We start from the raw sequence: 12,798 nt of genomic DNA, 5'->3' as shown, positions 1-12,798 counted from the left end.
GCGACTGTGATCGGCGAGAAGCGGAAAGCGCGCGGTCAAATCGGCGAGTCGGACGGAGTCGACGCTGTCGCCCGGGCCGACGCCGGCCAATTGTTCGGACGATGAGCAAGATTGCAGCAGGCCCTGCGACATCATCAGAGCCGCTGCGACCAGCCAGCGCCGGGCTGCGGAAGAGAATGAACCGGCGCGCCGGCGCTTGGTACGACAAAACACAACGCGACTCCGATCGATAAATTCGACGACCAATAAACTTGCGCTTTCGCTGACGTCGCAGTGGCATCGCATGCTTGTGTGACAGAGGGGCAACGAAACCGTGGCCGGAGTCTGGCGTCTGATCGCGCGGCCGTCATTACGACGTCAAAACTGGCGGCTCTACTCGAGAGGATTGCTCGATGCCCTTACTTCGGCGGTCTTTCATGTCTCAAATTGCATTTTTCGAGCATCTTTCCCGAAAGGGCGTCGTGCGCGAGGCCGAGGCGCTCGAAAGCGCGCGTGGTCGCGACATGACCGGCGAGATCGACTGGACGAGCCTCACCCGTTTGACGCCCTCCGATTTCGCTGACGAGCTCGCGGAGTTCTACGCCTGCGCGCGTATCAAGCGCGGCGAGCTCGCGGCCGACGACTTTGCGGGCGGGCGCCTCTCGCACCGCTTCTTGAGGGAAGGTCGTCTCTTTCCCTTCGCGGACGATGATGATGGTCTGATGCTGGCCATCGCTGCGCCGGTGGATATGGAGACGCTGCTCGCCATCGAGACCGCGTTGGAGAGCAAGGCGAAGATCGCCGTGGCGACCGCCGACGAGATCGACGCGGCTCTCGCCGCGGCCTGCAGCCGAGAGCAGGCGGCGCCCGCGACGGAGACCGCCGAGGCGGGCGCTGGCTCGGACGATCTCGACGATCTGCGCGATCTCGCGCGCGGCGCGCCCGTCGTGCGCGCTCTCGACGATCTGCTGCGACTCGCTGTAGAGCAGCGCGCGACGGATTTGCATATCGAGCCCTTCGCCGGAACATTGCAGGCGCGATTGCGCATCGACGGCCTCTTGAAAGCGACGCAGGCGCCGCCGATGAGCATGGCCAAGGGGCTGCTCTCTCGCCTCAAGATCATGGCGGGGCTCAACATCACGGAGCGGCGCCTGCCGCAAGACGGGCGGGCGCGCATCGTCGTCGCCGGCGCCGAGATCGATCTGCGCGTCGCGACGATGCCGACCCTCTACGGAGAGGGCGCGGTCATCCGTCTGCTACGCAAGGGCTCGGGCGTCGTCGCGCTCGATCAGATCGGCTTGTCGCAGCGCGACGGCGATATATTGAAGCGAAATCTCCAGGCGCCATTCGGCATGATCATCGTGACCGGGCCGACCGGCTCCGGCAAGACGACGACGCTCGCCGCCTCGCTCGCCGAGATCAACGAGCCGACGCGGAAAATTCTGACGATCGAGGATCCGGTCGAATATCAGGTTCCCGGCGTCAATCAGACGCAGGTCCACCCCGGTATCGGGTTGACCTTCGCGATGGCGCTGCGCGCCTTTCTGCGCCAGGACCCGGACGTTATCATGGTCGGCGAGATGCGCGACGCCGAGACGGCGCATATCGGCGTCCACGCCGCGCTCACCGGCCATCTCGTGCTCACGACGCTGCATACCAATACGGCGGCGGGCGCGATCACCCGTCTCATCGACATGGGCGTCGAGAGCTTTCTGCTCGCCTCGAGCGTTCGTGCGATCATCGGCCAGCGCCTCGTGCGGATCCTCTGTCCAGATTGCAAGCAGCCGCATCTCTTGACGGCGCAGGATATTGCGGAGGACGCGCGCTATGCTTCGCTCGGCTTCGTGGAAGGCGAGACGCTGTACCGTCCTAAAGGTTGCGAATGGTGCAATTACACCGGCTTCCGCGGCCGTCGCGGCGTGTTCGAGGTCATCGAGGCCTCCCCCACGCTACGCGCGGCGATCGGACCCAAGACCGATGCGAGCGAGCTCGAGACCGTCGCGCGCGGCGAAGGCATGACGTCCATGGCGCAAGATGGCGTCGCCAAATGCCGCGCCGGTCTCACCACCATCGACGAAGTCTTCCGCGTCACCATGAGCATGTGAGCCTATGCCGCAGTTTCGCTATCGCGCAGTGACGTCGGCCGGAGAGGTGGTCTCGGGCGAAGTCGAGGCCCCGACTCGCGAGGAAGTGCTTCGTCGCATCGAATATCTCGGCCATATGCCCATAGAGGCGGAGCTCGCGGCCAAAGGGCGGCTCACTTCGCTTTCGGGGGGCGTCCAGCCGCCGCCGCCGCGCGACGTCACGATCTTCCTTCGGCAATTGGCGCTGCTGATCGGCTCTCGCCTGACTTTGGAAGCGGGGCTGCAAACGCTGGCGGAGGATGCGAGCAAGCCGATGATGCGTTTCGCCGAGGCGCTTCGCGCGACGATTTCCGCGGGCGATAGTTTCGCCGAGGCGCTCGAGCGTCATCCGGCGATCATCGAGCCGGCTTATGTCGCCATGGTGCGGGCGGGTGAGGCGTCGGGCCGGCTGGAGCCCGTGCTGCGCGCCATCGTCGAGGATCGCGCCCGCAAGGAGCTGCTCGGCGAACGGATCAATTCCGCCATTCGCTATCCTTTGTTTCTCATCGGCTCGGCTATTCTCATCCTGTTTTTTTTCCTGGTGTATGTCGTGCCGCAATTCGAGCCTGTCTTCAAAGACATCGGCGATCGTCTCAACGGCGGCGCCGCCTTTGTGCTGGCGGCTTCGGCGTGGCTGCACGCCAATCTCTATTCATTCCTCGCCGGCTGCGCGGCCTCGGCCTTTCTTGTCTGGCTGATCTTCAGCCGAAAAGAAGCGCGCGTCCGGTCGATCGCGGTGCTTGCGAGAGCGCCGGGCGTCGCCGGGCCGATGCGAGACGCACGCACGACGCGCCTCGTCAGCGCTCTCGGTCTTCTCGTCGGCAATGGCGTCCCGCTGCCGACCGCGTTGAAAATCCTGCGCGATATCGTCGCGGATCCGGGGGCCATCGCCGCGATCGACAAAGTGCTCGCGCAGGTGCGCAGTGGTCGGCGCTTCGCGGAGGCGCTCGCCGAGACGGACTTGCTGCCTTCGCTCGCCGTCCGAATGTTGCGCGTCGGCGAGGAGACGGGCGATCTCGCCTCGATCGCCGCGCATGCGGCGCAGTTCTACGAGCACAGGCTGAACCTCGGCCTCGACCGTCTCATGGGAGCGATCGGGCCGATCGCCATTATTTTCGTCAGCGTCATCGTCGGCGCGCTCGTCGTTTCCATCATGAGCGCGCTTCTCAGCATAACGGAGCTCGCCCTATGAAGAGAATGTGTCCTCCTGAGCGCGCGGAACGCCTGCTTCGCGCTGCAAGCCCCGGCTATACTCTCGTCGAGATGCTCGTCGTGCTGACGATCATCAGCCTCATTCTCGGGCTCGTGGGTCCGCGCGTGCTGAATTATCTCGGCGAGTCGCGGGTCAAGACAGCAAAGCTTCAGATCGAGAGCTTCGCCTCCGCGCTCGATCTCTTCTATATCGACGCCGGCCGCTATCCTTCGGCTTCCGAAGGGCTCGCCGCTCTCGTCCAGCGTCCGAGCGACGTCGACGTGTGGAGCGGGCCTTATGTGAAAGGCGGGCGCGTTCCCAATGATCCCTGGGGCAAACCCTATCAATATCGTTTCCCAGTCGACCACATTCCGCCTTACGAAATCATGTCCCTCGGCTCTGACGGCCAGGAGGGCGGCGTGGGAACCGCGGCCGATATTTCGAACATTGAACATCCCAATGTCGCCAATGCGGACCGTTGAGCGGCGGGCCGGTTTCACGCTGATCGAGATGATGGCGGTCATGATGATCATCGCCCTGATTTCGGCTCTCGCCGTGACGCTGGCGCCGGGGTCTGGCCGGGCGCGGCTGAAGGCGCTGGCGATCGACGTGGCGGCGCTGCTGAGGCGCGAGCGGCTCGGCGCGATGATGAGCGGCAAGCCCCGTCATGTGGCGCTGGACGGCGAGAAGCGCGCGTTGCTGGGCGAGAGCGGCGGCTCGGTGCGCGTTCCCGCCGATGTCGCAGTGGCGCTGCTCGGCGTCGACGGCGGCGCGGGCTCGTTGCGGCCGGTGGTTCGCTTCGAGCCGGATGGCGCGTCGACCGGTGCGGCGCTCGCCTTCGAGCGGGAAAGCGTGCGCTATGAGGTGCGCATCGATTGGTTCACCGGAGGCGTGTCGATCCATGCGCCGTGACGCGAAGCGCCCGCGCGCGGGCTTCACGCTCATCGAGGCGCTGGTCGCACTCGCTGTGCTCGTCGCCTTCGCCGGCGCGCTCGGCCCGCATCTTTTTCAAGGGCGACGCATTCTGGCGAGCGGCAAGGGGCGGGTGAATGCGGCGCTCCTCTTGCGCTCGCTCATCGAGGCGCCTTTCGACCGCGAGGGCGGCGCAAAAACGCAGGAGGGTGAGACGGGTGGCTTTCATTGGCGGATCGCCGCAAAGCCGATCTTTCTCGACACGCCCGTCTTCGACGATCCGCCTCCTGGAATGGACGAGAAAGCGAAGGAAAAGGAGGAGGGTGACGCGCCACAATGGGCGGCCTATCGGGTCGAGGCGCGCGTCTCCTGGGGCGAGGGCCAGTCGATCGCCGCCGAGACGATCCGTCTCGCGAAAGAGCGCTAGGAGCGCATGATGGCCAGAAGCCGCTCACTTGGCGAAAGAGGGCGTCGCGCCGGCTTCACCCTCGTGGAGACGTTGGCCGCGCTCGCCGTCGCCGCCGCCATCATCTTCGGAGCGGCGGCGCTCGTCCATCATGTGGCGCTCTATTTCGATCGTGGGGCGCTCGGCGTGAATGAGGCGGAACGTTTCGCGCTGGCGATGGATCGTCTGTCGCGCGATTTCGGCGCCGCGCGCTTCGTCTCAGGGAGCAGTGAAAAGCCGAAGGGTAAGGAAAAAAGGGCGGCGCCGGTCGCTTTCGAGGGCGGGCCGGGGCGCATTGTCTTCGTCACCGGGAGCGCCGTCGGCGCCCGCGCGGCGCCGGAGGAAGCGCTGACTCTCGAGGTCGAGCCGCTGCGCGACGGCGTGACGCGACTGGTGCGCCGGCGCTCTGTCTGGCTCGGGCCGCGCGCCGGCCTTCGCGCCGAGGCGGCGGGAGACGCAGTGGCGCTACTCGAAGGCCGATACGACATTTCATTCGACTTCGCGCGCATGGATGCGGGCGGCGCGCTCGCCTGGACCGACAGATGGAAGGATGAGATCGAATTGCCGCGCGCCGTGCGCTTGCGTCTCACCGACCCGGCGACCGGCGCCGATCTCGCCCCCGGCGCGCAATTCATTTTATGGGCCGACGCGCCCGCGGCCTGCACGCGCGAGGGGGGCGACTGCCTGCCAGGCAAAACCGCTGCGCCGAGCGAGAACAAAGCTTCAGAACGGCCGAAGGAACCGACATGAGAAGCGGCTCCCGCCTCGATCCGCGCCGTGGCGTGGTGCTCGTCGCCGTGCTGTGGACGATCGCGCTGCTTTCGACCCTCGCCATGGCGGCGGGGGCGGGGTTGCGCGGTTTCGCCGGCGTTCTCGCCGTCGATAGAGATCGCGTGCAGGCGGAGGCGCTGTTCACCGCGGGGCTGGAAGCCGGGGCGGATATTCTCGCCAAATATCATGGGCGGCCGCTGAGGCCGGTGGAGACGCGCATTTCCCTTTCGACGGGCGCCGCGCGCGTGCGGCTCGGCGACGAGCTCGGCAGGATCGACATCAACAAGGCTCCGGTGGAGGTTTTCGCGTCGCTCTTCGCCGAGGTCGGCGCGCCCAACGCCAATGAGGTCGCTCGCGCCATCGTGCTGTGGCGCGACGGTCAGGTGAAGACGGCGGCTCAGAAAGAGACCGCCGAACCGCCGCCACAGCAAGGCGAAAACCCCAGCGCGGCGAAGTCGCAGCCGGACGAGAAGCCGCCGGAAAAGGGGGATTTGGAGCAGGTCTTCACCAATGTCGATCAATTGGCCCAGGTTCCCGCCGTGACCTCGGCCTATGTGGGCCTCGTCGCTCCCTATGTGACCGTCTTCGGCGCCGAGACGGTGAACGTCGCGACGGCGCCGCCGCAGATCCTGCGCGCCTTGCCCGAGATGACCGAGGCCAAAGTCGAGCAGCTGCTCGAAGCGCGGAGCGCCGCTCCGATCGAGCCGGCGCGGATAGAGCAAATTCTCGGGTCGGCCGCCCGCTACGCCAAGCTCGCGACCCATTCGGTGGCGCGGCTGCGGATCACGGTCGCCCTCGCGGATGGATATGCGGCGGCGGCGGAAGCGGTCATTGTCATATTGCCGAAGGATCGACAGCCTTATCGTGTGCTCTTCTTCGAGCAGAAGCCGACGCCGATCGACGCTGGCGAACGCCGATTTTTCGAGTGAAATTCATGTTCGGCGCAGATTTCCTCATTCATTGGATCGACGTGCTGGCGCAGCTCGCCGAACGTCTGCACGAGATTTGGCGCGGTCGCGGGGCCCTTCTCGTTTCCCGAGAGACCGGCGGCTTTCGCCTTCGCTCCGGCGCGGATCCCGACGCGCCGGTGTTCGTGCCCGCAGAGGCGGGGGTCTTTCCCGAGGAGATCCGACGCCGTGCGCGCAGAGAGATCGTGCTGCTCGAATGGCCGCAGGAGCGCATCGTGACGCGCCGCATCACGCTGCCGGAAAAGGCGCGGGAGTTCATGAGCGGCGTCGTCGACAATCGGCTCGATCGCCTGTCGCCCTGGCCGGTCGCGGAGATCGTCTATGGGCTCGCCGCCGCGCCCAGCGCGCAGACGGGCAGCCTCGACGTGCGCGTCTCTATCGTCTCGCGCAACGAGGTCGACGCGGCCTGCGCGGAGCTCGCCGCTCGCGGCCTCACGGTCGACAGGGTCGTCACGACGCAGGGTGGCGAGGCTTCCGTGGTCCTGTGGTCCCGCAATATGCGGCAGGCGGCGCAGGGAAGGGGGCGTCTGCGCCTCGCCATAGGCGGCGGCGTCGCCGCCTATGTGGCGATCTGCGCCATCGTCGGCCTCTGGGCTGCGATCTCCGCGGCCTCGCTGCAAGACGAGAATGAAGCGCTGACGGCGCGCGCGCGCACGATGCAAAAGCAGGCGCGCGCCGGCGAGGACCCGCGGATCATAGCGGCGCTCCCACCGCAGCAGCGCGCCTGGGCGCGAAAGGAAACATCGATCTCCGTCGTTCACCTCCTCGAATCCCTGTCGCGCGGCCTGCCGGACGGCGCCTATCTGACCGAGCTCCGGTTCGAGGCCGACAAGCTGCGGCTCATCGGCCTCGCAGAGGACGCGCCTGCGCTGATCGCCGCATGCGAAGCCTCCGGGCCGCTGTCGCAAGTGCGCTTCTTTGCGCCGACCACGCGCGGCCCCGACGGCAGGCTCTTCACTTTCAGCATAGAGGCGCGTGTCGCGGCGCGCCTCACTCCGGCGGGAGGATGATGCGATGCGGCTCGATCGTCGGATAAATCGCGAAGAAGGCGCTGCGCTCGGCGCGCTGGCGGGGCTCGTCCTCGTCTGCGGGGGGGCGGCGCTGTTCGCGCTCGGTGGGCGTGGCGGCGCGGCCGAGGAGAACGCCCAGCGTCGCGACGCGCTGGCGCGGCTCGAAGCGGCGCAAAAGCGCGCCGGCGGCCCGGGAGACCGGGCCGTCGCGCCCGAGGCGGCGTTTCTCGCGGCGCCGACCGCGGCGCTCGCCGGCGCGCAATTGCAGGCCTATGTCACGCGCCTCGTCGCGGCCCAGCACGCCGCTCTGACCTCGTCCAACGCCCCGCCGCCGATGGGCAAGGAGGCGGCCGACGCCGTCCAATTGCAGGCGACCTTCGACATGGAGCTCTCGGCGCTGCAGGCGCTGCTCTATGAGCTGGAGGCGGGGACGCCTTATGTCTTCGTCGAGGCGTTCTCGCTCCAGCCGCTGGACGGGGCGCGACGCGGCGGCTCGCAGCCGCTTCTGCGCGTCGCCTTGAACCTTCGCGCCCATTGGCGCCGGACGGCGTCATGAGACGCTCGCCGCTCGTCGCTCTCGCCCTTCTCGCCGCCTCGCATGTCCCCGCGCAGGAGACGCCGGCCCGCGTCGAAGCCAATCCGCTGGCGCGCCAGCCGCTCGAGCGCTTCGCTGCGACACGCGACCGCCCATTGTTCTCGCCGAGCCGACGGCCGCCGCCGACCCCGACGGCGCATCGCGAGGCCGAGCCGCCGCCGCCCCCGCCCGAGCCGCCCGCCGTCGTGCTGCTCGGCGTGCTGACCGATGCGCGAGGAACGCGCGCTTTCATACGGGCCAATCCGATGGACAAGGTTCGCGCCGCTCGCGTCGGTGACGATATAAATGGTTGGAAAATAACGCGGATAGAGCCGACGCGGATCATTTTTGGGCGGGATCAGCGCAGCAAGACATTCGCCATGTTCGAAACGAGGCGCGTCACGACGACGACCGCGCGCAAGAATGCGCAGCGCTAAATTTTCGAAAGAATTTTTATGGTGACGCTTCGGGTTTGGCTCTCGCGCATCGTCTCGTGAATAGATCGCGCCCGCTTGCGGGCCTATTCACGAGCCGACGAGAGTCGCAATGTCGCAACACAGACGATCGCCGCTCTATAGATTGACGGAATCTCTCGCGAGACGGCTCGGACTCGGAATCCTCGCTACGAGCGCTTTGCTCCACGGAGCCGCGCCGGCGCAGAGCGCCGCCTATCACTCGGCGGACGGCGCTCCCGCCGCATGGCGGGACTACGCATTGCTCGTCGGGCGTCGGGTTCAGGACTGGCTCGGCCAGGACAGCGAGCAGACCCGCCGGCTGCGAATGTCCCTGGAAGCGCGCTCGCAGCCGAACGCCTCGCCGTCGACCATAGTGGCGCGTCTCTGGATTTTGCCGAATGGGACGGTCGAGCGCGTCGATTTGGAGGGATTCGATCCGGCGGATGCGGAGGCGTTGCGCGCGCTTTTGACACGACAGGAGGTGGGCGCGCCGCCGCCGGCCGACATGTCGCAGCCGCTGCATTTGAAGCTATCGCTGCAGGCGAAGAATTGACCGGCGGGACGCATAGTCGGGGCGCGGCCGAGGCGCGCGCGGCTCGCCTGCTCGCCGCGGCGATGCTGGGCGCGCTCGCGATCGCCTCGCCGCTCGCCGCCGAAGAGACGAGCGGCCGAAGCTCGGCGAAGGCGCCAGAAGCGGCGGCGGCGCGGCCGGGCTCGCCGGCCGTCTATCGCGCGCTAGCCGAAAGCGAGGCGCGCCGCGCCGGAATGCCGGGCGAGATCGCCGACGCTGTCATGGCCGTCGAGAGCGGCTATGATCCCAACGCCCTTGGCTCAGTCGGCGAGATCGGCCTCATGCAAGTGCTGCCGTCGACGGCGCGAGCGCTGGGATTCGAAGGTCGGATGGAGGGGCTCGCGGTTCCCGAGACCAATATTCGCTATGGCGTGAGATATCTCGCGGGCGCGTGGCGGCTCGCCGGCGGCGATCTCTGCACGGCGGTCATGAAATATCGCGCAGGCCATGGAGAGACGCGCTTTTCGCATCGCTCCGTCGATTATTGCCTCGCGGTGCGCGCCAAGCTCATGGCACGCGGCTATTCAGTCGCCGGCATCGTGCCGATCGCCACCTTCGGCGACGCTGCGCCGTCTCGCCATCGCTCGTCGCTTGTCGTCGAATGTCGTCGAAACTGTCTCGCGGCGTCCCGCCGCGCGGAGCCCGATTTCGACGCGATCAACACGCGCCTCGATCATATCGCCATTCAAGCGAACGCAAATGCCGTGCGGTTGCGATGAGGCCTCTCGTCGGCGGCCGTGGCGGCATATTAATCGTTCGAAGGGACGAAGCATGAGGAGTCTCGGTCTCGCCATTCTGATGATGCCGCTCGTCGCGCCATGTCATGCGAACGACGTCGCGACGCCGAACGGAGAAATCATCATCGGCGGCGCAGCGTCGCCGATGGCTGAGGCTCGAACCTGCGTCGACGTTCAAATCGGCGGCGACCTGGCTTTCGGCTGCCTCAATCGACGGCTGAGACGCGACGTCGAGCGCGTGCGCCCGATCATCGAGGCTCCTCCCGTTGACGCTCGATCGTCCGACCTGAAGACCGGCGTTGTCAATCTGCCGGCCATACGCCAGCAATATGGGCGTAACTTTGGAATTTCGGCCGTCCCTTATCGCGAGCCGACGGCCAACGCCGGATCGCCGATCTTGCGACGGTGAAGTCGTCGCGCTTGCATGGATGCGGGACACGATCCAGGCGCTTAGGTCAATCTGAAGAGTAGAGCCGGTCATGCTAGAAAATTTCACGTAATTTCAGAGGATTGAAGATGACGACAACAAAATGCGCCGTCTTGCGAACCCACCTGCGTCCGGCCGCGAGCTCGCAAGCTTCTTGCCGTTGGTCAGCATAATCATCACCAATTACAATTATGGCCGCTTCCTGCGCGAAGCGTTGGATTCGGTATTCGCCCAGACCTATCCGCACATCGAATGCATCATCGTCGACGACGCCTCGACCGACGATAGCGATATCGTCCTGGAGAGCATTCGTCACCATGAACCGCATGTTCGTATCATATCGCACAAGGATAATGCAGGCCAGACCACCGCGTTCAGAACAGGCCTCGTGGCGAGTTCCGGCGAATATGTCGTCTTTCTGGACACCGACGATATGCTCCTTCCAACCTTCGTCGAGACACATGTTTTCATTCATCTCTCGCTACGTGTCGCGGTTGGTTTCACCTCGTCGGATATGTTCCAGTCGGTCAATGGTCGCATCGTCAGATCGTCCTGGACCACCCTCAGCGATTACGTCGCGTCAGGGCGCGGACTACGCAAAGAACGCCTGCGTCGCATCGATGTCGCCGCGGGCGACCTCTGGCCATTCGAGCACGCGCCACTCGACGATGTCGAATCTCGCGTGCGCTTCGTGGACCCGTTCAGTTCGGAGGACTGGGTCTATGCGCCGAGGTCGGGGAACTGTTTCAGGCGAGACGCCCTGAGACTGTTTTTCGGCCATGGTCCTCTCATGGATCTTCGATTTCACGGGGATACATATTTGAACAAAGGCGTGCGGCTTCTGAACGGCGCTGCGCTCATCGATGCGCCCCTCGCCATTTATCGAATTCACGGCGGAAACGGATTCGCGAGTCACGCGGAACTCTGGGGAGTTCATAGCGCGGCGCCCTTCAAGGCTTTCAGGGCCGAGTATTTCGCCTGGCGCGCGGTCGTGGATCGGCTGATCGACCATGCCGACGAGCTCGCGGAGCGCCTCGCCGCGGGTCGCTATGTCGGCGCGCTCGTTTGCTTGCAAAAATCCTATGTGGACCATCCAGATTTTCAGCAGTTCGAGAGCCTCGCGCGTTATATCGAAAAGCGACTAGAGACGCGGGCGGATTCAATTCGCGCTTGCCTCGGCTCCGAAGCGTTCGACCATTTGTCGACGAGCGTGAAGCATAGGCGCAAGCGGCGAGTCCAGGCGAAAAGACGGGCGCCGAGACCCTGGATACTACCTTTCGCCGAATTTTTCCTGACGGCGGGTCGCTCGATGAGCCTTACGGCGATGACGAAGATCGGCGATCAGCTGTGGCATTTCTGATATCCGATCCCACATCGTCGGCTGCTTTCGTCGATATCCGGTAAACTTCTGTCGGTCAGTCAGTGGTCGCGATGAAGAGCCGACGTCCGCCTATCGAAAGGGATTATGCGGACTCGCGACGAAAGCTGCGCGAAGTCGAGCGAAGCGGCGAACGAGGCTGATGCGAAGGCTCGTGATCCGGTGTCGTTCCTCGAACGACGCCGGATCGTCTTATGCGCGAAGCGCCGGGATCAATCATCATACACAGCGGAATAGGAAACACGCCGCATTCCGGCTGGCGTCGGGTCGCCGCTATGTGCGACGCGCGGGCGCCAGATTGTCTCAGTCGTAATCGTAAATTTCGGCGAGGTATTTCGCGATCTCCTCATCGTCGAAAACGAGATTCGTATCGCGCTTCGTCTTCACCCCATCGTTCGACCAATTATGGCCGCCGAACATGACGCGCTTGCCGTCGACGATGATCGTCTTGTTGTGGCAGGCGAGCTGAAAGGGAAACGCCTCCTTGGGAAAGCCGAGCGCGATCAGAATATCGAGGCTCACCTGCTTGATGAGATCGCGGCAGATGATCCACACGTCGAGGCCAGCGTCGATCCTGCTCTTCAAAGCCCCGACCAGCAGCTTGAACTCGGCGAAATCCTCGTTCGCTCCGCGAAAATTGATATATTGATTTTGGAATCTGACGCTCTCGCGCACCGAGTGGATCAGTTCGAGCGCATGTTCGGCGTAATTGTCGGGCGTTGGTCGCGGCTGCGCCGAGACCTCCCGGTCGAGGCGCAAAGCCTCGAAATAGCGCGGCGGCCGTGCGAAGGCGGGCGGCGCCTCGGGCACAGAATGGAGCACGAGCTCGAAGTCGCGCCCCGCCGGCGCCAAAGCGCACGGCGTCGAAAATATGCGGTGCGGTGATTTGATACATGGTGACGGTGAGACGGCGATGTCACATAAACTCGATACAGGCGCGTTGACGCCACGCAGGCTGATTTCAAGCGGCCGTCGTCACGGACTTCCACTCTGCCGCCGCCTTGAGGCGATGCAGACGGATGGCAATGGCGGAACGCCGGGAAGGTCTGGATGGAACGAAGAGATTGCGGACTGCCGAGAAGAGGTCGACGAAATGTTGCAGCCCTCCCCGCGATCGAAACCCCTGCATCACTCGCTCGCGCTTTCGTAATGGGACATGGGAGTTTTCTGCGCGATTGTTCAAACCCTTGTGCGATCGATGCTCGACGCGCGGCATGATCTTCCGGCGCGCCACGGCATAGGAACCAAGCTTGTCG

Annotated in this window: 16 protein-coding genes and 1 pseudogene; 14 read left to right on the top strand and 3 right to left on the bottom strand. The window is 65.1% G+C overall.

From position 1 onward, the window contains the following. The first annotated feature begins 416 nt into the window (after window positions 1–416). From ACT53T_RS00095 to ACT53T_RS00030, 14 genes and pseudogenes are all read left to right on the top strand, one after another. Complete coding sequence (locus ACT53T_RS00095; protein ID WP_476159353.1) at window positions 417–2,084, top strand: GspE/PulE family protein; 1,668 nt, start codon at window positions 417–419, stop codon at window positions 2,082–2,084. 4 nt (window positions 2,085–2,088) lie between these two features. Further along, window positions 2,089–3,294 (top strand): type II secretion system F family protein, encoded by a 1,206-nt coding sequence (locus ACT53T_RS00090; RefSeq protein WP_476159351.1) that lies wholly within the window; start codon window positions 2,089–2,091, stop codon window positions 3,292–3,294. Beyond that, window positions 3,291–3,776, top strand: coding sequence for a type II secretion system major pseudopilin GspG (gene gspG, locus ACT53T_RS00085; protein WP_400768645.1), 486 nt, complete (start codon window positions 3,291–3,293; stop codon window positions 3,774–3,776). Before ACT53T_RS00090 ends, gspG begins: the two co-directional genes overlap by 4 nt. Next, a complete protein-coding gene (locus ACT53T_RS00080; protein ID WP_476159350.1) occupies window positions 3,754–4,206 on the top strand; it encodes a prepilin-type N-terminal cleavage/methylation domain-containing protein in 453 nt (150 codons plus the stop codon). Before gspG ends, ACT53T_RS00080 begins: the two co-directional genes overlap by 23 nt. Further along, a complete protein-coding gene (locus ACT53T_RS00075) occupies window positions 4,196–4,633 on the top strand; it encodes a prepilin-type N-terminal cleavage/methylation domain-containing protein (protein ID WP_476159349.1) in 438 nt (145 codons plus the stop codon). Before ACT53T_RS00080 ends, ACT53T_RS00075 begins: the two co-directional genes overlap by 11 nt. 6 nt (window positions 4,634–4,639) lie before the next feature. Beyond that, a complete protein-coding gene (locus ACT53T_RS00070; RefSeq protein WP_476159347.1) occupies window positions 4,640–5,401 on the top strand; it encodes a prepilin-type N-terminal cleavage/methylation domain-containing protein in 762 nt (253 codons plus the stop codon). Further along, window positions 5,398–6,351: a type II secretion system minor pseudopilin gene (locus ACT53T_RS00065; RefSeq protein WP_476159345.1), complete on the top strand. Its 954-nt coding sequence runs from the start codon at window positions 5,398–5,400 to the stop codon at window positions 6,349–6,351. Before ACT53T_RS00070 ends, ACT53T_RS00065 begins: the two co-directional genes overlap by 4 nt. Before the next feature lie 5 nt (window positions 6,352–6,356). Beyond that, a complete protein-coding gene (locus ACT53T_RS00060; RefSeq protein WP_476159343.1) occupies window positions 6,357–7,400 on the top strand; it encodes a PilN domain-containing protein in 1,044 nt (347 codons plus the stop codon). A gap of 4 nt (window positions 7,401–7,404) precedes the next feature. Beyond that, complete coding sequence (gene gspM / locus ACT53T_RS00055; RefSeq protein WP_476159341.1) at window positions 7,405–7,956, top strand: type II secretion system protein GspM; 552 nt, start codon at window positions 7,405–7,407, stop codon at window positions 7,954–7,956. Continuing rightward, window positions 7,953–8,411: a hypothetical protein gene (locus ACT53T_RS00050; RefSeq protein WP_476159339.1), complete on the top strand. Its 459-nt coding sequence runs from the start codon at window positions 7,953–7,955 to the stop codon at window positions 8,409–8,411. The genes gspM and ACT53T_RS00050 overlap by 4 nt, the downstream gene beginning before the upstream one ends. Window positions 8,412–8,607: 196 nt before the next feature. After that, on the top strand, window positions 8,608–8,982 hold the full coding sequence (locus tag ACT53T_RS00045; protein WP_476159338.1) for a hypothetical protein: 375 nt from the start codon (window positions 8,608–8,610) through the stop codon (window positions 8,980–8,982). Beyond that, a complete protein-coding gene (locus tag ACT53T_RS00040; RefSeq protein ID WP_476159336.1) occupies window positions 8,979–9,719 on the top strand; it encodes a lytic transglycosylase domain-containing protein in 741 nt (246 codons plus the stop codon). Before ACT53T_RS00045 ends, ACT53T_RS00040 begins: the two co-directional genes overlap by 4 nt. A gap of 52 nt (window positions 9,720–9,771) precedes the next feature. Beyond that, window positions 9,772–10,146: a hypothetical protein gene (locus ACT53T_RS00035; protein ID WP_476159335.1), complete on the top strand. Its 375-nt coding sequence runs from the start codon at window positions 9,772–9,774 to the stop codon at window positions 10,144–10,146. 121 nt (window positions 10,147–10,267) lie between these two features. Further along, window positions 10,268–10,663 (top strand): annotated as a pseudogene (locus tag ACT53T_RS00030) (glycosyltransferase family 2 protein); the annotation flags it as partial. Between the two features lie 93 nt (window positions 10,664–10,756). Here the strand turns inward: ACT53T_RS00030 and ACT53T_RS00025 are convergent. From ACT53T_RS00025 to ACT53T_RS00015, 3 genes are all read right to left on the bottom strand, one after another. Beyond that, complete coding sequence (locus tag ACT53T_RS00025; protein WP_476159388.1) at window positions 10,757–11,257, bottom strand: hypothetical protein; 501 nt, start codon at window positions 11,255–11,257, stop codon at window positions 10,757–10,759. Window positions 11,258–11,845: 588 nt separating this feature from the next. Then, a complete protein-coding gene (locus tag ACT53T_RS00020) occupies window positions 11,846–12,364 on the bottom strand; it encodes a phospholipase D-like domain-containing protein (protein WP_476159333.1) in 519 nt (172 codons plus the stop codon). Window positions 12,365–12,503: 139 nt separating this feature from the next. After that, window positions 12,504–12,798: DDE-type integrase/transposase/recombinase (locus ACT53T_RS00015; protein WP_476159331.1), on the bottom strand; the 295-nt coding region annotated here is incomplete at its 5' end.

The organism is Methylosinus sp. DMC45, from assembly GCF_056313885.1.
This window is presented reverse-complemented; position numbering and strand designations above follow the sequence as displayed.